Source organism: Paenibacillus sp. 37, assembly GCF_008386395.1.
Taxonomy (GTDB): domain Bacteria; phylum Bacillota; class Bacilli; order Paenibacillales; family Paenibacillaceae; genus Paenibacillus; species Paenibacillus amylolyticus_B.
This window is the reverse complement of record NZ_CP043761.1, coordinates 3602796-3626141: the sequence shown is the minus strand read 5'-3', so window position 1 is coordinate 3626141 and position 23346 is coordinate 3602796. Positions and strand designations below refer to the sequence as shown.

Annotated in this window: 18 protein-coding genes; 4 read left to right on the top strand and 14 right to left on the bottom strand. The window is 43.6% G+C overall.

Annotated features, from left to right (window positions below; all coding sequences use genetic code 11):
- Positions 1–86 precede the first annotated feature (86 nt).
- Positions 87–1796, top strand: a complete 1710-nt coding sequence (locus tag F0220_RS15585; RefSeq protein WP_105598804.1) for a sensor histidine kinase — start codon at positions 87–89, stop codon at positions 1794–1796.
- Between the two features lie 11 nt (positions 1797–1807).
- A complete protein-coding gene (locus F0220_RS15580; protein ID WP_091018943.1) occupies positions 1808–3448 on the top strand; it encodes a response regulator in 1641 nt (546 codons plus the stop codon).
- 153 nt (positions 3449–3601) lie between these two features.
- Here the strand turns inward: F0220_RS15580 and F0220_RS15575 are convergent, their stop codons facing one another.
- The 6 genes from F0220_RS15575 to F0220_RS15550 all read right to left on the bottom strand — a co-directional run bounded on the left by F0220_RS15575 (position 3602) and on the right by F0220_RS15550 (position 10987).
- Complete coding sequence (locus F0220_RS15575) at positions 3602–5248, bottom strand: extracellular solute-binding protein (protein ID WP_374954402.1); 1647 nt, start codon at positions 5246–5248, stop codon at positions 3602–3604.
- Between the two features lie 227 nt (positions 5249–5475).
- A complete protein-coding gene (gene bglS, locus F0220_RS15570; RefSeq protein ID WP_105598802.1) occupies positions 5476–6189 on the bottom strand; it encodes a beta-glucanase in 714 nt (237 codons plus the stop codon).
- A 280-nt stretch (positions 6190–6469) separates the two neighbouring features.
- A complete protein-coding gene (locus F0220_RS15565) occupies positions 6470–7180 on the bottom strand; it encodes an ankyrin repeat domain-containing protein (RefSeq protein WP_105598801.1) in 711 nt (236 codons plus the stop codon).
- A gap of 10 nt (positions 7181–7190) precedes the next feature.
- Positions 7191–8699, bottom strand: coding sequence for an S-layer homology domain-containing protein (locus tag F0220_RS15560; RefSeq protein ID WP_105598800.1), 1509 nt, complete (start codon positions 8697–8699; stop codon positions 7191–7193).
- A 119-nt stretch (positions 8700–8818) separates the two neighbouring features.
- The gene (locus F0220_RS15555; RefSeq protein WP_091018952.1) at positions 8819–9511 is read right to left on the bottom strand and encodes a response regulator transcription factor; all 693 of its coding nucleotides are present in this window, start codon (positions 9509–9511) and stop codon (positions 8819–8821) included.
- Between the two features lie 6 nt (positions 9512–9517).
- A complete protein-coding gene (locus F0220_RS15550) occupies positions 9518–10987 on the bottom strand; it encodes a sensor histidine kinase (protein WP_105598799.1) in 1470 nt (489 codons plus the stop codon).
- Between the two features lie 202 nt (positions 10988–11189).
- Here F0220_RS15550 and F0220_RS15545 point away from each other — a divergent pair, with 202 nt between their 5' ends.
- Both F0220_RS15545 and F0220_RS15540 read left to right on the top strand, forming a co-directional pair.
- Positions 11190–12017, top strand: coding sequence for a helix-turn-helix transcriptional regulator (locus tag F0220_RS15545; RefSeq protein ID WP_105598798.1), 828 nt, complete (start codon positions 11190–11192; stop codon positions 12015–12017).
- A gap of 79 nt (positions 12018–12096) precedes the next feature.
- Complete coding sequence (locus tag F0220_RS15540) at positions 12097–12435, top strand: cupin domain-containing protein (protein ID WP_105598797.1); 339 nt, start codon at positions 12097–12099, stop codon at positions 12433–12435.
- A 143-nt stretch (positions 12436–12578) separates the two neighbouring features.
- Here F0220_RS15540 and F0220_RS15535 read toward each other — a convergent pair whose 3' ends face one another.
- From F0220_RS15535 to F0220_RS15500, 8 genes are all read right to left on the bottom strand, one after another.
- On the bottom strand, positions 12579–13715 hold the full coding sequence (locus F0220_RS15535) for an alpha/beta hydrolase (protein WP_105598796.1): 1137 nt from the start codon (positions 13713–13715) through the stop codon (positions 12579–12581).
- Positions 13712–14371 (bottom strand): TetR/AcrR family transcriptional regulator, encoded by a 660-nt coding sequence (locus F0220_RS15530; RefSeq protein WP_105598795.1) that lies wholly within the window; start codon positions 14369–14371, stop codon positions 13712–13714. Before F0220_RS15530 ends, F0220_RS15535 begins: the two co-directional genes overlap by 4 nt.
- Positions 14372–14568: 197 nt before the next feature.
- Positions 14569–15417, bottom strand: a complete 849-nt coding sequence (locus F0220_RS15525) for a stalk domain-containing protein (protein WP_223199694.1) — start codon at positions 15415–15417, stop codon at positions 14569–14571.
- A gap of 165 nt (positions 15418–15582) precedes the next feature.
- Positions 15583–16665 (bottom strand): ABC transporter substrate-binding protein, encoded by a 1083-nt coding sequence (locus F0220_RS15520; RefSeq protein WP_105598793.1) that lies wholly within the window; start codon positions 16663–16665, stop codon positions 15583–15585.
- 369 nt (positions 16666–17034) lie between these two features.
- Positions 17035–17499, bottom strand: coding sequence for a fibronectin type III-like domain-contianing protein (locus F0220_RS32900; protein ID WP_262928146.1), 465 nt, complete (start codon positions 17497–17499; stop codon positions 17035–17037).
- The gene (locus F0220_RS15510) at positions 17496–19307 is read right to left on the bottom strand and encodes a glycoside hydrolase family 3 protein (RefSeq protein WP_223199692.1); all 1812 of its coding nucleotides are present in this window, start codon (positions 19305–19307) and stop codon (positions 17496–17498) included. Before F0220_RS15510 ends, F0220_RS32900 begins: the two co-directional genes overlap by 4 nt.
- A 19-nt stretch (positions 19308–19326) precedes the next feature.
- Positions 19327–20559, bottom strand: coding sequence for a PTS sugar transporter subunit IIC (locus F0220_RS15505; protein ID WP_105598791.1), 1233 nt, complete (start codon positions 20557–20559; stop codon positions 19327–19329).
- 201 nt (positions 20560–20760) lie between these two features.
- The gene (locus tag F0220_RS15500; protein ID WP_197997662.1) at positions 20761–23220 is read right to left on the bottom strand and encodes a GH39 family glycosyl hydrolase; all 2460 of its coding nucleotides are present in this window, start codon (positions 23218–23220) and stop codon (positions 20761–20763) included.
- Between the last annotated feature and the right edge of the window lie 126 nt (positions 23221–23346).

Sequence of the window (23346 nt, the reverse complement as noted above, 5' to 3'; positions counted from 1 at the left end):
AAATTATAGCAATGGAAATTTGTGATCTATATCCTAATATTGCAACAACGATATCAATATTTTAATAAGATTAAGGAGGTTGGACTTTGTTCACACGTTTGAATGTCTTCACCAAAATTACTCTGTTGTTTGTGATGCTGCTTATTCTGGTGCTGTTTCTCTATACATACTCGAACCGGGAAAGCGTGCGTGTTATCGAACACGAGATTCAGAACAATACGATGAATCATCTATCGACATTTGCTGATTCAGTAGAATCCAACATTTACCAATTGTCATTGTATGGGATGTCTATTGGGCAAGATTCGAGTATTCAGGAATATCAACGCCCCGACTATAAGGACATTCCCTATGAACGTGTGAAAGTTGGAAGTGCTATTCTGGAAAAGATGAATCTGTACAACGCAGCAAGCAAATGGCATTCGACCATCACACTTTACTTCCCAAGGATGCAAAAAGTGATATCAACGGATTATTATGCTTACATTCCTTACAGGGATGATGAATTTAAGGAGCCTCTCTCGCAATCCTGGACCTATGCCGACAATCAGTTTATCTGGTACACTACCGATCCAACGACAGCGATGGCGAGACCTGGCAAAGCCAGATTGATTACCAAAATCAGTTTTCCAGTTCATCACTTAACTGCACTTCTTAATCAAAACAAGTTAAATAATAAAGGTGATCCATTCATGTTCCATCCCGATTATGGTTTAATCAGTAATAGCTCTGGAAAGGAAACGCTGAATGCCATACTGCCCTCTTTGAAAGGAGCAAAACTGCAAGCCAGTGGTGGATTCACCACAACGTTAAACAAAACGGAATATTACGTCTCCTATATTCAATCCAAGAGCCTCGGCTGGTATTATGTTGACTACGTGCCTATGCAGCAAATTTTGAAACCGATTACGAGCAGCCGGAATCTCTTTTACGCTTCAATTGCCGTTCTGATCGTGATGAGCGTTGTTGTATTATATACACTCTACCGAAGTGTGCAGCTTCCACTCTTACAGTTGGTGAAAGGGACAAATCGCTTGTCCACCGGGGATTTTTCCGTTCGGCTTCATCATTCTGCACGCAATGAGTTCAGCTTGTTATTTGCACGTTTCAACATCATGGCTCAACGAATTCAAGAATTAATCGAGAATGTATATGAGGAGAAATTACGAAGTCGGGAAGCCACGCTCAAACAGTTACAGTCGCAGATTAATCCGCATTTTCTATATAACTGCCTGTTCTATATCAAGAACATGGCCCGAATGAAAAATGAAAAGGCCGTGGTAGCCATGGCACTGAATCTGGGGGAGTATTACCGATACATAACCAGGTCCGAAAAGGATCAAGCCACGCTTCGTGAAGAGCTGACGATGGTCAAAAATTATTTGGAAATCCAGTCACTTCGTCTGGAACGAATGCATTTTACAATCGACGTGCCCCATGATATTTTAGATAAAACAGTTCCCAGACTAACCCTCCAGCCTATTATTGAGAACGCTATTATTCATGGTCTGGAGCCCAAATCGGTAGATGGTGAGATTAAAATCTATGCGGACTGCGAGGACGATGTGTACACAATTATCGTGGAGGACAGCGGGCTTGGCATGTCTGAGAAACAACTTGATCATCTGAGAGATAATCTTCTTAAACCGCTGGATGAGAATATGGGATGTGGTACATGGAATGTCCATCAACGTTTGTCTTTTCTATACGGTGAAGGATCTGGACTATCTTATGATCATTCTTCAATGGGTGGGATTAAAGTTAACATCACATGGCACGACAATACAGACAAGTAGGTGAACGACCCATGCTGCAAATATTACTAGTTGACGATGAACGTTCTGTCGTGGAAACGCTGGCAGAGACCATTCCGTGGGAAAGCTGCGGTATCGGTACAGTTCATGAAGCCTTATCCGGTGCAGTAGCGCTGGAAATTATGGACAACCACGACATTGACATTGTAATTACGGATATACGTATGCCCGAAATGTCAGGCATTGCACTGATTACAGCGATTCATGAAAAGTGGCCGCATGTGCAGACGATTCTGTTATCAGGTCACGCCGACTTTGAATATGCGAAACAGGCTATTGCTCAGGAAAGCTTTGATTACTTGCTGAAACCTGTTAGCGATGAAGATCTGATCGAATCCGTGCAACGTCTTGTTCATCGAATTAAAGAAAAGTGGGAAACGGCAGCATCTCATCAAAGAGCCTTACACGCCTTTCAGGATCATCTGCCATTACTTCAATCCACGATGCTGCATGAGTTGCTGACTGGAAAAGTCTATGATCAGAAGACACTGGCAGACAAGCTTGATCTGCTGGAGCTTCCCTACTCCGTAGGAGAAGATCTCGGCATGCTGATTATCCGTATGGAGAAACATCTATCCGATATGGCACACGGCGACCTGGCCCTAATGGAATATGCGATATGTAATATCATAAGTGAAGTGATGCATAATCATTTTCATATCTGGCATACACGTGACGTGCACGATTACATTGTTGTTCTGGTAAGCATGAAACATTCCACAACGATGAGTTATAGCCGGAGCGAGACGCCTCAGACATTGCTTGAGCAGTATGCTGCCCAGATTCAAACCAATGTTCAGTTATACCTGAAAGGTGCTATCTCCATTTCCGTCTCCAGTTGGGGCAAGTTCCCCCACGAAATTGGAGAACTCTATGAGCGAACGGTTATGTCCATGCGTAAACGGATGGGTCAGGTGCAAGGTTTGTTTGTCACCGCTTCCGATGAAACGGATGCCAACCCTCTACATACGATCAGGTCGCTGTATCAGCCACCAACGTTGATTAGCCTGCTCGAAGCTGGTCGCTTTGAGGATGTGGAACAGAAAATCGGGCACATATTTGAGGAACTATTGCATTCCAATGAACATCATGATATTGCGGAGTCAACCTTCGAGGTGTATTTTGCTATTGCGGGTGCGTTTGCGTACATCATTCATAAAAATGGCAAACAAATCTCTTCTTTGATTCCAGCAGAGTCCTATCGTTACTTTCAAGCTCCCAGCTATTCCACTGCGCAGCAGCTACAAGACTGGTCCGTACGTACACTTCATTACATACGAGATGATGCCGAACAAGAGCTTAGAGACAATCACAGCACCATTGTACGCAGCGTGAAAAGTTTTGTCGACCTTCATCTGGCTGGAGATGTATCACTGCCTGCAATTGCTGACCATGTGCATCTGCACCCAGTGTACTTGTCCAAGGTATACAAGGCAGAGACAGGTGAAGCACTTACTGCATATGTGTACCGGTTAAGAATGGAGAAAGCAGCCTATCATTTGCGAACATCAACCGCCAAAGTGTTTGAGATTGCAGAACTTGTCGGTTACAACAATACCGCATATTTTATTCGAGTTTTCAAGAAATTTTATGATCTTACACCGCAGGAATATCGGGAAAATCTGCCGGTTTAAGATACTCAGGCCAGACTTGAGTTTCTAGTAATCTCTCCGGTTTCCCCTTCTCCATATCAAATACAAAAAGGCACTGCCGGAGATCTACTCCTGCAATGCCTTTTTGGTGCTTATGTGGCCGCGATGAATCAATTCAGCCAGCCCTGCGTCATCCTATTTTCCGCTTTTCACGGAATCATACCACTCGTTAACTTCTTTCGTGATCTGATCTCCACCTGAAGACTTCCACTTCTCAACAAATGAGTCGAACGCATCAACAGAGGTTTTGCCATATACAATTTGAGAGAAGGTATCCTTCTCCATCTTGGTCAAAATGTCATTGTTCATCTGCATCGTCATTGAAGGTGCACCGGTAAACATCTGATTGAACACGATATCCTTTTGATCCAAAACAATCTTGGCTGCATCAAGCATAGGTGTCGGTACACCTGATTTGATTTTTTTCTCAAATGGCGTTGTTGGTTCTTCACCACTTGCCAGCTTCGCGAGTGTTGTCATACTCAGATTCGGAATTCGCGCTCCATCAAAAGTCAAAGTGTACTTCTCGGGAGCATAACCACCCGTAAGACTTGCATCGGTTGATGGTTTCCCATCTACCATAACCCAATCGTATCCTTCCGCAAATCCATGCTCAAACTCATCGCCCTCTTTAGGATTCGCATAATGATCAAAGAGATAGTTCTGATAGGTGAAAAAGGCTTCCGGATTTTTCATGTCTTTGTTAATTAGAACTACGCCGTTTCCGTTCGACGTACCATGTCTTCCTGCTTGACCGTTTGGACCGGAAGGAATGGGATACGCCTTGTATTCAGCCTCAGGATTGTTTTTCTTCACATCCTCCAGCGGCCAGGATGGCATCCAGTGAGGACCTACCACAATACCTGCTTTTCCGGCAGTAAATTCTTCAGCAGCTTTTGTCTCGTCATACACACCGGCTTCTTCCGGGATATAACCTTTGCTCATCCAGCTCTGTAATTTGGCCAAAGCCTGTTTTGCACCAGGTGTAACGGAACCGTATTCAAGTTTTCCGTCTGCCGTCAGATTCCATTGGTTTGGCATTGTACCATAAGCGCCAAATACCCACCCAGCTTCAGACATCCAAGTGTTCAGCCAGTTCTTAAAGCCAATGGTGAGTCCGTAAGTGTCCTGCTTCCCATTGCCATCCGGATCTTGATTCGTAAACGTTTCCATAATGACTTCAAGATCATCTATCGTTTTAGGTGCTTCCAGATTAAATTTCTTCATCCAGTCTTCGCGGATCCACATGACAGGATCACCATTATAGGAATAGTCCAGAATCGGAATACCGATCTTTTTGCCATCTTGCATGTATGGATACCATACGGAAGGATCTTCGTTTACGGCTGCTTTCCATGTGTCGCTGGCATATTTGTCAAACAACTCGCCAGCATCGACAAATTTTCCGGACTCAATCAATTCACGCACCAGATTGAATTCGCCGCGATACGAAATAATGTCTGGCATGTCCGCATTGGAAGCAAGCGATAGACGCAGTTTCGTCTCAAATGCATTATTGGTAGAAGGAGATATCCACTGGTTTTTCAACTCAATCCCGAGTTTCTCCTTGGCCCATTTTGTATGGACGTTGTTATCCTGATCCTCGCCTGACTTAAACTTCACGTCTGGACCCCATGGTCGTAAATACGTAATGGATACTGGTGGATCATACTTCCCATTTTTGAGTTCCAACGTTGTCGCTGGTGTACTCGATTCTGTTTTCTTGTCGCTCCCGTTACTACACCCGCTCAAGGCTACAGATAGGGCCAATACACCGATCATGACCAAACTGCCTACTCGTCTCTTTTTACTTGTGTCCAACTTCGTTCCCCCAGTCTATGTAATGTTGCTTACAGGTTAATCATAATGAATGTTTGATATTTATGCCCATACTAATATTGCAACATTTATTGCATTAATTTAGGATATTGGATATTGAATACATATATTGAATAAATACAATGCCTGAATATAGAAAAAAGCAGCTGCTAACAGCTGCTTCAGTCTGCTTAATTACTCGTATATTTAACCCAATCGTACTCAGCATAGAGCGGATTGGCCCCGTTATAAGGACCAAGCCAGCTATCTACTCCTGTTCCATTCCAGAGGTTCATCATGATTTTTCCAGGTGTTTTAGGAATATTGCTGGTTGCCGTATGCTTCAATACACCATCAACATACCATTTGATATGTCCCGGCTGCCAGTCAAATGCATACGTATGGAAGCCCTGAGATGCATCAAAACCTAGATTGATAACCTTCTCATGATTACCAACGCCATTGGTATAATAATTAAACTGCACTTTGGTTGTGTCTTTACCTAAAAATTCGATATCAATCTCATCCCATTGGGTGCCATGTGCAGGGCCTGTGTATGTGAAAAAAGACGATACTACACCTGTGTTCTTGGCAGGTTTCATACTGACTTCATACAAGCCGTATCCATACGTATTTGTGGTACGATACTCTCCGCAATCAAACTTGTTCTGTGCAGAGCTGGTCAAACCAAGCTTAAGCTTGCCGTCACTTGTAAAATTAACATTGTTAGCCCTCCACGTACAGTTAAACATGCTTCCATTGGAATACCCATCCGCTTTTTGCCACGTACTTGCGTTAAAATAGGTTAGAGGTTCCCAGAAAACATAACCCGCGAAAGCGCTTACCGAAAAAAACAAAGAGATGACACCAGTTACCGCCAAAGTATACCAAGACTTCCTTTTCATCATACACCTCCATGAATGATTCCAACCTGTTCAAGTTAGGGCTACTGAGTAGCAGGTGCAAAAGGTAAAGATACCTGAGCTACAATAATAGATAACGCTTACATGGTTGGTATTTCCATTTTATCTGGAAGCAGAGTGGTACACTATAGAAAATTTCAAAGCAGAGATATTCATTTTTTAATATAATGAAGCGCCTGCCCCTCAGCATCGAAGGAACCAGGCGCTCTATAAATACCATTTACATGTAGCTCAACATTTTGGTTTCTTTATTGACCCTAGATCATTTCTGTTGGGCTCCAGCCCGTACCAATATGTCTTCAATTTCTTTAAAGCCTTTACTCTTCGCATGACTGAGCGGTGATCCCCCATCACGATCCGGTATGTTCACGTCTGCTCCATGATCAATGAGTAATTGTATCGTCTCCTGCTGCTGAGCATTGCCATCGTTAAGAATGATCGCTTCGAGTAATGCTGTCCATCCCAATTGATTCACATGGTCCACATCCACCGAAGTTTGAGTCAGTAATTCTTGCACTACATCCACATATCCATGCTCCGAAGCTGGAATAAGTGCTGTCCCTCCATATCGATTCGTTATCGTTGGGTCCGCTCCGGCCTCGATTGTCAGCTTCAAAATATCCAAGTATCCTTCAGCGCCAGCATACAGAAACGGGGTGTTTTTCATATCGTCCTGTATATTCACGTCTGCCCCCGCTTCAATTAACACTTTAGCCGATGCTGGGTCATTATTGTAAGTTGCAATCATTGTAGCTGTTCGGCCAGTCTGATCTTGAGCATTGATATTGGCGCCTGCTTGAATCATTTGTTCTATGCGTTCAGTATCGCTGTCCTCTACTGCCTTGAACAGCTGTTCATCTGCTGAAGTCATGGCCTTTACCTCTACGTTAGAGTCGTTTCTCATTTCAGGCACGCAGCCCTGGACGATCAACATACTGCTTATCAGGACAACGATGATCAGCGATTTACTCATACTGCCTCCTTTACTCCAGTGTCAAGGTGACCGAAGAAGCGATACTCCAATCCCCAACTGGGTTTATTGTATACGTAGTACCCGGAGTCAACTTCCCATCATTCGTTAGGTCGAATACACCCGTCGCACCTTTTCGACTTGAATATTTATAAGTGGCCGTCAGAACATCCCCGCTAGATGAAGTTACCGTTACACTTCGACCAGAGAACAGTTCATCCCCAGGATCCTGGTCAAGCGTAACTTCCATGGAGGTTTCGCTCACTGCTTGAGTACTTGCAACCACTAGTGCATCAAACGATTTCGCCTTAAATGAAGCATTTTCGATGTTGGCCCAATCCGAAGAAACCGTATATGTGACACCTGATTTCAGCGTTTGTCCCTCAGGCAAACGGAACTTCGGTTCTTGTTTGCCATCTGTGGATTGCGTGAACGGAACATATCTGGCAACGATAGGCTCGCCACCTTCTGGCGTAATTACAACTTGTCTTGCCTGCATGGAAGAGATTATTTGAACCGTTTTGCCTCCTGCTTGCTCTTGATCATTCAGCACAAATGCATTAGCTCCTCGACCACCGCTGTAAGCCGAAATGATGTAACCATAATCCACTACACCGTTCATTTGCAGCGCTTCAATCTCGAATGTATCATTCGTTACTTGACTAGCCGTTGTCATGTTTATTTTCGTGGCACTGCCTTCAAAGGAACCAGCATCTTGGCCTTTGTAAGTCAGGTTGTACACTTCACCAGCATCTTGTACGGACGTTGGAACGATGTAAGTCGCAATCGACCCTGTTTTCAAACGGGGCATATTGGTTAACGTCAACCCGCCACTAAATGCAAAGTCCGTTTGCGCCTTGGCAAAAGCTTCATTCGTTGCTGTCAGCGGCTTGTCGAATGTGACAATTAACGTAATGGCGTTCAGCGATCTAACGCTCTTGATTTGAGCTTGCTCCGAAGGAATAGCTTGGTGTGCGGTTTGCAACAACACTGCTGTTTCGCCACGCGTTGCCGAACCGTTCTCGGAGTAAAACTCGCTCATCCAATGGTGAACGGACTTTACATCACGTTGCATCGCTTTGGATACGACCTGTTCGAGTTCAGCATCCGACACTTGAGTCTGCGGATTGAATTGTCCATCGTTAGCTTGCATGATGCCGAGTTCAACAAGCTTTGACGCATATGGCGCATACCATGCATTGGAATTGACATCCGTTAATTCTACGGTTTCTCCAGTCTTGCTCTCCAAATGAAATGTTTTGAAAACCAATGAAGCTAACTCCGCACGGGTAATCGCTCGATGTTCACCCATAGATTGATCTGCATATCCGTTCATGATCCCCAAGCTATTCAGATCCTTGATAGCAGCTTCGATCTGTTGTTGGGTAAGCTGTGCGGTTGTTGCCGCAATGTTAGTGACGTATGTAGCTGCATGTACTTGATTCGCAGTTAACGGGAACACTGCTGTACCTAATGCAGTTATGGTTAGAAATGTAGCGATTTTGCGGGTTGTAGAATTCATAGTTGAATTCCTCCTCTATAGGTTGTAGTTGCCTGTATCTATAGAATAGAGGACAAAAAGAAACTCCCAAGGATAAAGTTATTAACAAAATATAAACTGACTCTAAATTTTCAGGAAACTTATGCAGTAAATCGGTAGCCTGCGCCCCAGACGGTCTCAATATACTCCGGATTTTTGGGGTCTGTCTCCAGCTTCCCACGCAGTTTGCGAATATGGACGGTTACCGTTGCAATATCTCCGGTGGAATCCATGCCCCAGATCCGCTCGAACAGATCAGATTTGCTGAATACACGATTGGGATGACTCGCAAGAAATACAAGTAACTCGAATTCCTTGGTTGTAATCGCCACCTCTTCTCCATTAACAAAAACGCGGCGTGATCCTTTGTCAATGTGAAGCCCTCGAATGTGGATTTCATCCTGCTCAGCTGGTTTGTTTTTGCCAAGAAGTCTCTCGTATCGGGTCAAATGAGCCTTTGCTCGTGCAACCAACTCACTTGGGCTGAACGGTTTTGTAATAAAATCATCCACTCCCAGATTGAACGTCCGGATCTTATCGATTTCTTCCTTTTTTGCAGAAACGACAAGGATGGGCACTTCCTTTACCTCTCGAATGCGCCTGCAACATTCGAAGCCGTCCAGTCCCGGAAGCATCAGATCAACAATGATCAGATTATAGTCCCCCTCCAGTGCCTGCTTCAGGCCATCATCTCCAGTATGGCAGAGATCCACGGAAAATCCGTTGAGCTCAAAATAATCCCGTTCCAGTTCCGCAATCGTTGTTTCGTCTTCAATGATCAAAATGTTTGCCATTACTTATTAGTCCCTCTCTTCATTCAGCCGTTTCAGTTTGATATATATGCTCGTGCCATCATTGGGCTGGCTTTCTGCCCAGATGAAGCCCCCATGTCCATCAATGATTTGGCGGGCAATTGCCAGCCCGAGCCCACTTCCGCCCGTTGAGGAGTTCCGGGATTGTTCTGCACGATAGAAGCGTTCAAATATATAAGGCAGTGCCTCTTCAGGTATTCCCCTCCCATTATCTTTAAACGCCATCGTAATCCATTTCTCATCGGCTTGAAGTGTAATCTCGAATCGTTTATGTTCATTCTCCATGTATTTGAGTGCATTATCCACCACATTAACAACGGTACGTTTTAACTTCTCCGGATCCACAGCAGCCATAGCGGGACCAGACACCTGGTTATTCCAATCCAGGGCAATACCTTTATCCTCCAAATCGTATCTCAGCTCTTCAATGCTATCTTCAAGGAAATCAGCGAGATCAACTGTTTTAAACAGGAAAGGTTCTTGGTTCAAATCGAGCTTTGAATACAAAAACAGTTCATCCACCAGCTTATCCATGCTAACTGCTTTGGAGTGAATGATATTAACATAACTCTCCATTTTCTCCGGAGTATTAGCCACTCCGTCACGAATGCCCTCAATATAACCTTTGATATTGGTAATCGGCGTACGGAGATCATGCGAAATGTTGGAGATAAGCTCTTTGCGGTTCACTTCGTCCTGCTGACGTAACGCATAAGAGCGCTGCAATTGATTCCGCATGCTCTCAAACGCTTCGCTGAGTTGACCAACCTCGTCATTGGAGTTTAGCTGAAGTTTAAAGGATAGATTGCCATCCTTAATATGTTCGGCTGAACTTCGTAGTTGATTCAATGGCTTAATGAAGCTGCGCGTGATCCAGCGAAACAAGAGCAGATTTGCAATGATTAGGACGCCAATAAGCAGGAATGACATCACAGGCAGCAGCTTGCGAGTAAGCTCCGCAAAGGGGCTTCTCTCACGAATGACAAAGATACTCCCCCGTTCCCCGTCTGAATATTGAAAATCAAATTTCGCATACGCGTAGAATCGCTCACCAATATTAAAGGTGCTTCGAATCTGATAATTGTTAAGATCGTAGGCAGGTAGAGCTTGTTTCAGTTCCGGCTGGTTGAAGGTCAGCGATTCAAAGATCTGACTATTCTCCCGTCTGATGTAGAGCCCTGACTTCTCAGCTCGAAGCTTCATATCGTATTCACGTAGCAAAACCTTGTTTTGCAGGTCGTCCGGGTCATTTTTGGCCAGAAATTTCATCTCTTGAAAGATCGATTCTCCCTGTTCAGTCAGGGGGTTGATCTGATAATGTACCTTGTAAATATCGCGGAAACTCTGTAGATCCCCTGTAGCCGCAATCGTATACAGACTTGCCGTAAGCAGGATGAACAGCAGACTTATAACAAGCATGCCCGTGAAGGACAGCAGCAATTTTATTCGAATTGACATGGGTTCCCCTTCTCAAACAAGCCATTGGATTAGTTAGTGCACATGTTAACACAAGATGGATTCTATTGCCCATATGTAAAAAGAGCTTTCTTTTTCATTATATATGTTGACAGTGATAATCGTTATCAATAATGTTGGAGTAAGGTACACAACGATTTATCTTAGAATGACCAGCAAACACTTTTGAAATGAGGTACGTAATGTGAATGTAGACGTTAATCAGTTAGCAGCGCATTTTGCACACATTCCTTTTCAAGTCGAAGGAGTATATCGATATGCTAGAAATCCAGGGGTTCCCCAGGCTGACTATACCGATTCTTTTCCTGGATTTGTATTTCCTCTTACAGGAAAGATTCAATTCCAATTTGATGGTACGCCCTATATCTTTTCACCAGGAAAAGTTGTACACGGGGGCGCGAAAATGAAACTGGATCAAACCGTTTTTCATAGAACGGACTGGGAATACATCCTCGTTTTATACCGGATATGTAGTTCGGACCTCAAGGAGACAAGCTTTTCCCATCAGCATTTTGAATTATCAACGGGTCAATCCCCACGTCTGATCGAATTAATCACGCGTCTTTGGCATGTGTATAATCAGCGCGGAGGTATTTCAAAGTTTCAGACCGAGATGCTGTTTCGCGATGTACTGAATGAGACCTTAATATGTGTTGATCATAGGCAAAATAGTTGTGAATCAGATGTTTTATTCGAGCGGGTCTCTACCTATATCCAAGAATATTATGATCAAAGTCTGACTGTCGCATCGCTTGCAGAACAAAATAATGTTAATCGAAATCGACTTTCCTACGTGTTTAGAAGACATGCAGGTATGGGTCCAGCAGAATATGTATTGAAATATCGTATAAACATGGCACAGCAAATGTTATTGGCAAGTGATGCGTCTGTACAACAGATTGCTGAGACCGTTGGCATTGCTGACCCCTTTTATTTTAGCAGAGTGTTTAAGAAACAATATGGTATTTCTCCCAGTGAATATCGTCTGAAGTTCATCAATAATCCATGCTGATTTCAATAGGTATCCATGTTATACAAAAGCCTAGATCAGTATACTGAACATAGAGGATTAATACACAGGAGGAATGACAATGCACTATCAAGCGATTCAATTAAATGAGGAATTTTCGAAATTAAACGATCTTTGGTCTCCGAAACTCATTGGTGAAATGAATGACTATCAATTTAAGATCGTTAAGATTGCTGGAGATTTTGAGTGGCATGTTCATGAGGAGACAGATAAGTTATTTTTTGTGCTCGAAGGGGAAATGATAATTGATTTTCGTGATGGGCAAGTGAAGATTTCCAAGGGCGAGATGTATATTGTCCCTAAGGGAGTCGAGATCAAGCCTTCCTCCGAAAAGGAATGTCATATCATGTTGATGGAGCCTGGAAGCGAAGTAAACATTGGCGGGACTAAGGCCGAATAAGCGTCAGTTATTGAAACCAGGATGTCAATTTGCAGACGGAGAGCCGATAACCGCGTAATAGGGGCTATCGGCTCTCCGTCTGTACGGCTAGCTTTTTGACATGCATTAATTGATATTTATTAATCAGCAATCTCTCGGTAATGTCACTTGTTGCTGGTCTTCTTGATCAATTCCACACCATCGTATGCCAAGCTTTCCACACTTGCTGCCTTCTGTAGTATGTAATGATCAAAAAAGTTCTTTGCATAGTCTGTAACAATATTTCGCATCGCCATAGCATCCCGTTCACCTCTGAGTTCCTCATTAACACTGGTAAACACGATGTCACAGTAATCCAAATGTGCAACACGATCAACTGAGAAATAATAGGTTTCCATGCTATTGTTAGCGCCAATAACCGCATTCATATTATAGTTAGGTTCACAAAACAGTAACAAAAAGGGTTTCTTAAGATCGCTATCAAGAAGTCCAAACGCACCGCTATCCAAGCCAATCCCGCAGGCGAACCTGTCGTCATCCCGGCAAACCATCGCCGTGGTGGGCCCTCCATAAGAATGTCCGACTATACCCATGCCGATGTCAAGCAGCAATCTGCCTTTAAAGATGGAATTCAGCTCTCCAGAGTCCAGTTTGTAAAGATAATCGGCTACATACCTTACATCTTTTGCCTGTGATTCACTATACTCTGTTATCTTGGAAAGTATCGGTAGTGCAAGCACGTTACGGCACATCTCAAAGGCAGTTTCATCGTCAGGACGCATCTCCATCTTACCAGCCAACGCCAGCATCTCCGGATCTTCACCAAACGCTGTAATAACATCCGAAAAATCCTTTGATACATTGAACAAGCGCCCATCTTTACGTTTATACATCGTGCTATTCTGATGGCCGATGCTTACCACAACATACCCCATGCTTGCCAAGTCTGTACAGAGCACTGTACCCCATTCTGGAGAACCGCCTCCACCACAAACATAGAATAACACTGGATAGCGCTTTTCCTTCCCGGAGACAGCAAGGTCATCGTAACACTGGGTCTTGATATCTATAGAGAAAACATCCTTCAACGCAGTGACAAGTGGCTGCTCATTAAACATCTTGTAGACTTCAGGAAACATGTACGTTGATGTAGTCTTTCCTTCGCTACTGTCGGACGGATAATACACAAAAGCGGTCAGTTCTCTTTTGGAGTAATCTGATGCCGTGTACTCAAAATCCATCTGGGTTCGACCGACAGTATAGCCGCCAATTGGTTCTGGAAATGCGTCATAGTTTTTCATTTTCTTTCCCCCTTGAGATCACTAACCATTTCAGAAAATTTATGATCCTCAAGCAGCCCATGACCCATAAATTCAGCAAAGTACTTGCTGATCTTATGTTGCAGCTCAGAGTCCTTAATATCGAATTCTCTAAAAAACAAGATTAAATTAAGCTGCATTGACTCAAACATAAAAGAAATCAGGTCGTCGTCAACATCTGGTCGGAGATATCCATCAACCCTCATTCGGCGTAAAATGTCCTTGATCATGGGGAATGACTCGCCCTTTAACACATTCACATATACTTTCAGCAAAATGTCCTCAGGAATATATGAAAATGTTTTAGTGAGTTTGATTTCCAACTCATTCAATGGCTCGGTCACCATACCATTAACGTTACCAAATAAGCCAGTAAGGAAATAGCTGTAAAGGGAATCTTCATTACTGTTATTAAAATATGCAGCTCTTTTCTGAGTTACATTACGTATTAAGTGACAATAAAGGTCATCTTTGTCTTCAAAATACCGATAAAATGTTCCGGGGTGCATGGACAAACTATCCAAAACCATCTTCATAGTTATATCCTCGTAAAGATTATCAACAAAAAGAAGCATAGCGCTACTCGATATTTCCTCGCGCCTTGTTTCATCTAAACGAAAGAACGAATTTTTTGGCATAGGCTACTCCTTAATGTATAGTGTGAACTGATTCACACTATACTGATAATCCATTCACAAGTCAACTAGTCTTGAAAGATTAATATCGTTATAAAAATTTAAAACCACTGTATTTAGATTTACAAAAAGATTTTGATTTTGAAAAGATTCGGGAAGAAATATGCAAGAGCAGCTGATCACTCGGATCAGATGTCTATTCAACGAGAAAGGACTTCAAGCACTTTACCACTTCCATCTTCAATAATACGTATACTGTTGTCATCGATGAGTTGAATGGTACTATCTGAATTCAAAATTTCCTGCTGGCCCGTTACCCCGTGAGCAATGGATTTGCGAATCAGACCTTTATTTTTGAATACCAACGTGTAAAGGTCGTAATCTTCCGTTTTTCGATTAGTGTGTTCAATGATGACAATAAGTAGATTTTGGGGACTCCTCTTAAAATTTATCTTAAGATCATGAGTGTTCACATTCATGTCCTTGATCCCTAAGGGAATCGAACTCTTTTGTCCAGTAGAAGCATTCGTAATCTCAAGATCTCCTTTTGCAGTGCGAATGACATAGGTGTAACCCATGTTGCTACCATAAAAAGTATCGGTATAATTGCTCAATCCAGTCACGGTTACCTTTTTCGTTTTCATATCTTGATGAGTCACTTCCCCGTCCAAAGCAGATGCAAGAAATCCTATGGGTACATAAAGGTGACTAATATACCACACCGGTTCTCTGCCCATATCTACTTTTTGACCATCCACTTCGGCAATGCTGCTTCCCAAGTGCACAACAATTTGCTTCTGACTGTTCTTCAGTACGGCCGTATTATCATCTTCCATCCCCCACTCTAGGCCTGCCTTAATACCCAGTGAGAAAAAACTTCCGTAAGTGACTCCATCCTTGATTAACGTCTGAACATGGTTAATACGACCGTCTGCCCACTGAATTTCCAAATCAACATATTTGGATGCTGCTTCAGATTTTTGAGGCCCCAATGGTAATAACACCGACATCACTAATGCAACGACAACTACTTTTTTAAATTTCTTCATTCTCACAGCGACTCACCCACTTCATGTAATTTTTAATCTTACAATAATAACGTTAGATTCCAATAAAAGTTTGATCAGCTTGAAACAAGAATTGGGTCCCCGATAACAAAAAAAGCCGCTAAAATAGCGACTTTTAATGGTACTATGTTTTTGTTCTTGGCTTCATTACAACCCGAGATCATCAGCGAGTCCTTCAACTCCTGTGAAGATGGAATCCCCGTAACCCCAGAAGTTGTTGAAATCAATAATGTAGATTTTTTTGTTTTTAACTGCGTTAATGTTTTGTACCTGTTTGTTGGCAAGCAGCTTTTCAATCGTCTGCTCAGGATCAATACCCCCTGCATATCTCGAAATAATCATCGCATCCGGATTAATTTCGATTAACTTCTCCAGGCTGAGTGTGCCGGTTTCATTAATCAGCATATTATGCATATTTATTAATGACATTGCACTTTCAATAAACGTATCACCGTTTCCGTTGTAGATTCCAATGGTTCCATCACCATTATCCGAAAATGATGCATAGTTGATCGTTTCAGTGCTAGCTCGAGCCGACAACGCAGTCTCGCGTGCTTTAAGCTTCTCAATATATGCCGCTGCGTTCGCTTGTACGTTGAATATCTCACCTAATTCAGTAATGTCCTGATACAGACTATCTAACGATGCGTCAGGAACACTGGTGCTTTGCACGTAAGTTTTAATCCCCATATCATTCAAGCTGCTTACTGTACCAACACCCCAATCGGCATCCTCAAACAATCCACCACGCCCTACAACCAAGTCAGGCGTAGCCCCTATTGTCACTTCCTTACCGACATAGCCTTCAGCTAGCACAGGAATTTGTTTAAACTCGTCAGCAATATCTTCAGGTACACTACCAAACAACGCAGCTACACCTACAAGTTTGTCTGTCAAACCAAGGCGAATCATCAGCTCGGCTGCACCTTGTGTATTGGCAACTACTCGTTCAGGGGCCTTGTCAAACGTTTGATCCTTCTTCACCCATGTGCCGTTCTCTATTGTATAATTTGAAACGGTTACCGGGTAAGTTGTTTCAGCAGGTGCTGAAGCGTCTGCGTCGGTTTGTTCCCCATTTGTTGCTGCATTCGTGGCGCTGCTCTCCGCAGCTTGCTGTGAGCTTCCATTTGCATCTTTGCTGCCACCATTGTTGCTTGAACAAGCTGCGAGCACCAGAATCATTGCAGTAATCAAACAAAGAAACATCCCTTTTTTAACGGATACCAACATGTAAATAATCTCTCCCTTTTGAATTCTCTCTTGTCTTTAAACCAATATGTAAAATAACTATTGTCAGTATACAGTAAATGTCGAAGCGTGTAAATGAGAACAATAATCAATATCATTTAACTGATAAATAAAAAGCCCCCCCGTATGGGTGCCTCATTTCGTCGCATTATCGTAAACTTAATCTGTGACAGGTTCAATGCCATTCTCCTCTGGTGACTAACATGAGCTGAAATCCGTCACGGTGAATATGACAGTTGTTGCCGCATCCTGGTTCGAAGGTTACGTTCCATAACGATATGTTCCGTAACGTTAGAAAAACCAAGTTCATGTCCCTTGTTTAGGATTGAACTTGGTTTCTCTTTTACTTAACTATTCATTACGTGCCTGATTAACCTTGGCGATAAGTTCATTAATAATTTCATCAGGTGAACGCTCATTCATCCATTGTTGACCGAACATTTGGAATACTTTGATCATCGGGAAATCTGCCCAGAATCCCACAAACTCCTCGTTAAGGTATACCTTGTCCGTAACATGCTTGTTCATTTCATTCAGGCGATGCTCCAATTCCTTTTTCGCTACAGGATCACTCATCCACTCACTGAGCAGACTGAATTTGTGGAACGTGATTTCTTCCTTACCAAAGTCACAATGCAGACGTTCCGTAATTCGGAGATCTTTGGACGAGCTGCCAAGTGAAATTTGGAAAAACCCGGTCTCAGCCACCCAACGGTTATACTTGGTGTTGTAATATGAGAAATCTCTCTCTTCCAGTTCAAAGGTAATCTTGCGTTTTTCACCCGGCTCCAATTCAACTTTGGCAAAAGCTTTCAATTCTTTCTCTGGACGGGTCCATGTGCACTCTTCATCGTGAACATACAATTGAACAACTTCTTTCCCTTGCGCTTTCCGGTATTTTTCAATTGGAAAGACACAGTAACACCGGTATGGGTCTGAGACACTTCCAGATCCGTATAGGAAAACGATGTGTAAGACAATCCGTGTCCAAACGGGAATTGAGGTGCCAGTTCTTTCCGGTCATAATATCGATAACCCACGAACAGGCCTTCGCGATAATACAGCTTGCCGTTCTCTCCGCGAATTCGCATATGTGAAGGGTTGTCCGACAGTTTGACAGGGAATGTCTCAGACAGTTTGCCCGAAGGATTCGTCTGTCCGAATAATACATCTGCAATCACTTTACCCATGCCTTGACCCGACAACCAAGAATGAATCACACCAGGTACATGCTGTACCCATGGGCGCATCGCCAGTGCAGAACCGCTGCTCGTTACGACAATACACTTGGGTTGAACTGCGGCTACCGCGAGAATCAATTTCACTTGATGCTCGGGAAGATCAATGCCTTGCAAATCATGCATCTCGGATTCCGCATATTCCGGTTGGCCAACAAACAATACAGCAACATCAGAATTCATCGCTAATGAGACGCTTTCCTTAATTATCTCATCATTGATGGAGTCATCCTCCGGGTACCCTTCTGCATAATTTATGGTCGTGGCATCGCCAGCCAGATTTTTTATCTCGTCCCATGGAATATCGACATTTGTAGGCGTTACCTTTGCACTGCCCGCTCCCTGAATTCTCGGTTTTTTGGCAAAGCGTCCGATCACGGCAATCGACGAAATGGACTCCTGCCCTAGCGGGAGAATCGCGTTCTCATTTTTCAGAAGCACAATACTTTCGGCCGCCGCTTTACGTGCGAGTGCATGATAGTCCGAATCTGGAGAAGAATCCATATCTTTCTTGCCCGTTACCCGCTCAACCAGTTTCAGAATCCGGCCCACGCTTCGATCCAACTGTTCTTCGGACAGGCTTCCGTTCTGAACCGCTTCAATGATCGCTTTGGCATTGTAATTGGCGGGACCCGGCATCTCCAGATCAAGCCCAGCCTTCAGACCGCGTATGCGATCATTAACAGCTGTCCAGTCGGATAGAACAACACCTTCATAACCCCACTCTTCTCTCAAAATGTCATTCAGCAAATGTTCGTTCTCACTTGTATACGTTCCATTCAATAAATTATAAGAACACATAACCGTCCAAGGATCGGATTTCTTAATAATCCGTTCAAAGGCGCTCAGGTAAATCTCGCGGAGCGTTCGCTCATCGATTTCCGAACTGGTTACCATCTTCTCGAATTCCTGGTTGTTGCCTGCAAAGTGTTTGACAGAAGCGCCCACTCCTTCGCTTTGGATCCCGTTTATAAACGCCGCACCAAGTTCCCCAGTCAAGTATGGGTCTTCCGAATAGTATTCGAAGTTTCTTCCGCCAAGTGGCGTACTTTTCATATTTACACCAGGTCCAAGCAGCAGCTCGACGTCCATCGTTTTCGATTCACGTCCCAGTGCCACACCGACTTCATGCAACAATTCCGTATTCCACGAAGAGCCGATGGCTGAACCCGTAGGGTAACAGGTTGCGGGTACATTTTCCGTTGTAATCCCCATTTCTTCATCGCTGTTCGTTTTACGGATACCGTTTGTCCCATCGTACATATGAACCGGCGGAATGTTTAACCGCTCAATTCCTTTTGTCATCCACATATTCAATCCTGCGCAGAGCGAAGCTTTCTCGGCCAGCGTCAATGCCGACAACAATTCATTGATTGATTTATCCATAGTACTCACCCTTCTGATATCAATTTTGTTCTTGTTCTTTCTTCAGTTCCTGTGCATCATACAGTTTGAAAAACGGAAACCAGACCATAAATACAATGACCAGGACGACCGCCAGCAAGATAAGCCCATTGAGTCCGGACATAATATAGGTTGAGAGGCCGATCGGCGTGTACCATAGCTGGAAGATCTGGCTCGGAATCCGCACCCAACCCCAGTCGAGAGCCAAGTACACAATCACCGGCGTGATAAGTGAGTTAATCCACATCGGCACCATGAGTAATGGATTAAAGGCAATAGGTGCTCCGTATACGACGGGTTCATTGATGTTGAACAAGGATGGGATAATAGTCGCCTTGCCGACAGATTTCAGTTTTTTCGAACGTGCCATCAGGAACCAAACAACTAACGGCAAGGTCGCTCCCATTCCTCCAATACCCAGCCATCCGGAGAAAAAGGTTTCAAACGTGTTGATATTGACGGGATCTTGTCCCGCTGCCACAAGAGCTGCATTTTCTTCGATTGCAGGTATCCAGATCGCGTACCAGATCGGTGTCATAACCCACGGGCTAACGCCAAAGGAATACAGTACTACGCCGATAAAGTTAAACAATAAAAATCCGGTTAAACTTTGCCCTACGGCATTGATCGGCTCAAATACGTTCACGATCAGTCCAAAAATATCAAAATGAAGCTGATATACAAGCAACCATCCTGTTGTTAATACCAGGGCGATCGGGACGAGAAAATCGAACCAGTCCATAATGAATTCGGGAAGTGAAGATCCCTTTTTGAAGAACGAAAATTTGTTGCACATGATCATTACAAGAGCGACGAATACACCTACCAAGAGTGCTGTAATCATCCCCGAGGGTCCAAATCGTTCAAGGATGAACTGAATGGTACCGTCTTCGTTTACTGTCGGGTTAAGTAGCATAACGAACAGAGATATCCCCGTCATTCCCGCCAGCAACTTGATTTTATGTCGTTCTCTTTTTTCCATCACGACATAAGGCGTCAAAAAAGCAATAAACAACCCCAGCAAACCGAAACTGAATGTCGTGATAGGTGTCAGGTCCGGCATTCCCGGAATGAAATCCTGCAAAATCGAAATCAATGTAATAATCGAACCGATGAAAATCATCGGAATGGCGACCATGATGGCTTCTTGAATCGAAGAAACCCAAATATTGTTCGTAAACGCCTCCAATCTCGGCGCAAACGAATCTGTCATCCATTTCATGAAACGCTTCATCCAAAACTCCCCCTGTCTTCCTCTAAGCTGCCACAACCATAGTATATCGATTTGTGTTAACGCTTTCTTGTTGGAACTTGCCGCATCATGGTTCGTTTTTTGCCCAATCCATCGCTATAGTTCTAGCTTGCCAGCCTGAACAAGAAATAAACAACAAAAAACATCCCTTCAAACTGAAAGGATGTCTTAAGAGCACTTTTTTTAATATTGTCTATCCAAAATGAGCAGCATTACCCCATGCGGTGGAAGAAAAATCTCTCTGCGCCAACTTTCATCTCTTACCATCTCTGTCCCCATCACGGGTCCACTCCTGCCGTTTAGATAGGCGATTTCTTCTTCCGTCAATGAATAGGGCGATCCCATGCGGGTCCACTCATCAAATACCGATCCATGCTCCCGATCCAGTTGATAACTGGTGCATTTATAAGGTCCCTCGAGATTGCTCAAGGTAAGTTCATAAGCTTTGCTGCCTTTTTCCTCAAAGACGTCATAGCGGGTTGAGCTGGATAATTCCGACCAATCTCCACTTGCAAACAGCCGGTCTACGTGAACATAGTGATAGAACAAAAATTGCATGCTTCCATCCCTTTTTCGGGTTCCAACATAACCGTCTCCCTTGACCATCAGCTCATCCCCAAGCTTTTGCATAAGCTCAAATGCATAATAGCTGGGTTTCTTCAGCCCATCGCGGTTAATCAGGCCAAAACCTCCGTAGAAAGGAGAAGCGGGAACGATACTTTCTTCGAATACATCGGTAAAGGACCAGAAAGCCATCGCTTTCACGTCACCAAGTGTGTTCATGGTGTGGTAAATGACAAACGGAGCCATGAACATGGTATCGTGCAGCAAATTCCGGTCATACAGCGAAAAGTTCCACTCAGTGACATGAAGTTCAACATGACCGTACGATGACGCATTCATTTTTTGCCGCATAAGTTCAATACTCTCTTTATAAAAAGCAGGCGGCATGATCTGGGTTAAACGATCGTCTTCAACTTTTAGCTTGGGATACTCCGAATAGATGTGAAACGAGAAAAAGTCGATAGCCACTTCCCGCTTGCGGCAATAAGACAAAAATTCCTCAGCCCAGGTATCATTCCAGAGAGATCCGTAACCCATAGCTGGACCCCCCACCTTCAGTTCCGGCAAAATCGATTTGATGGCATGAACGGTCGATTCGTAAAACGCAAAGTATTCTTCCTTGCTTCCTGCCCAACAAACACCAGCCAGGTCAGGCTCGTTCCATACTTCGAAATACCACCGTCTCACTTCTTCCGCCCCATAACGATTTAAACAATGGCGAACGAATTCGCCAACAAGCGCTTGCCACTTGGCAGGGTCGGATGGCGGACTAATATTCCCGCTCCACCAAAACAGCGTTTCTTTGGATCTCGCCAGCTGGCTCGGCATAAAGCTTAATTCCACAAATGGCCGAACGCCCTGATCCAGCAGAAAATCATACAACTTGTCCACATAAGACCAATTATAGAGGGGCGTGCCCTGCTCGTTCTCGCTGTACACCATCATCTCGTCATTAAAGATGCCGTGAAATCGAATATATTTAAAAGGTACTTTTCCCTTCAGCGCGGAGAGCTGCTTCCGCCAATCTTCACGCAAACCTTCAATGGCTCTCCCTGCCGTCATGGTCATATTCCAGTGCTTTTCATAGACAGACGACGTCTGATCCGCACGAATTTCAATATAAGTTTGGTCTGACAGATGTACAGACGGTACAGGAAGCATGTCCTGATCGGCGTCTACCTTAGCATCCAGATATCGATACAGCGAGCCAATCGCATTCAGCGTTTCCATCTCGTAATAATCTCCGCTTGAAGACTCCTCATATGTTTTGGGTTTGCGGTTCACATTCAACTGATGGAGTTCCGTTGTACGAGAAGCTTCCCGATAGGAACCTGGCGTACAGCCGTACTTTTCCTTGAAGTATTTGTTAAACAGCTTCACATTGGCAAATCCGCAATCCAGCGCAATCTCCGAAATATTTTTGTCGTTTGCTGCCAGCTGAGCCTGAGCCTTTTCCAAGCGAATGAGCGTCAAATACTTTTGGAAAGGTATCCCGATTTTGTCGGTGAAGAAGTGGGAGAAATAATGCAAACTTAAATGTTCGGAATGCGCCATATCCTGCAGTGTAATCTTCTCATTGTAGTGTAAATCAATATATGTGAGGACCCTGTTCAGTCTTTTATAGTCATAATCCCTGCTACCGTCTTCCAATGCGGAATTCGTTCCACTGGAAAAATACCTCTGCAGGCATCCGCATAACATCTGTAATCTGCCCATTGTAAAATTTTGATAACCCGGCGTTTTTTTGTTGATCTCCCATACCATTTGCGCAAGATATTGTTTAATACTTTGCAGGCGAGGAGCGTTTTGTTCCACGTTCATAGCAGAGTTACAGGAGATAAACACATTATTGTTCATCAACTCGGGACCAAACTGCAATGTTAATAATACATTGTCCTGATTGGTTCGTTCGATCTTGTGGACGGACATACTGTTAACCACGATCACATCATCTTCATGCAGTGTATATTGCTGCTGGTCCAGATACATGATGATTGAACCGTGGAGAACATATACAACTTCCACTTCCTTGTGCCAATGGAAATCAATATGTTTTACCGAGTTCACGAAGAGTTTCATAGGCAGATCGTCCTGATGTTGAATAAACTCATATAGATAGCGAATTGTCTGCACCTTCCTTCATACCGATTATTATAGGCACAGCATTTTGAAGATATCAACAAGCTAAACAGTAATAACAAAAAA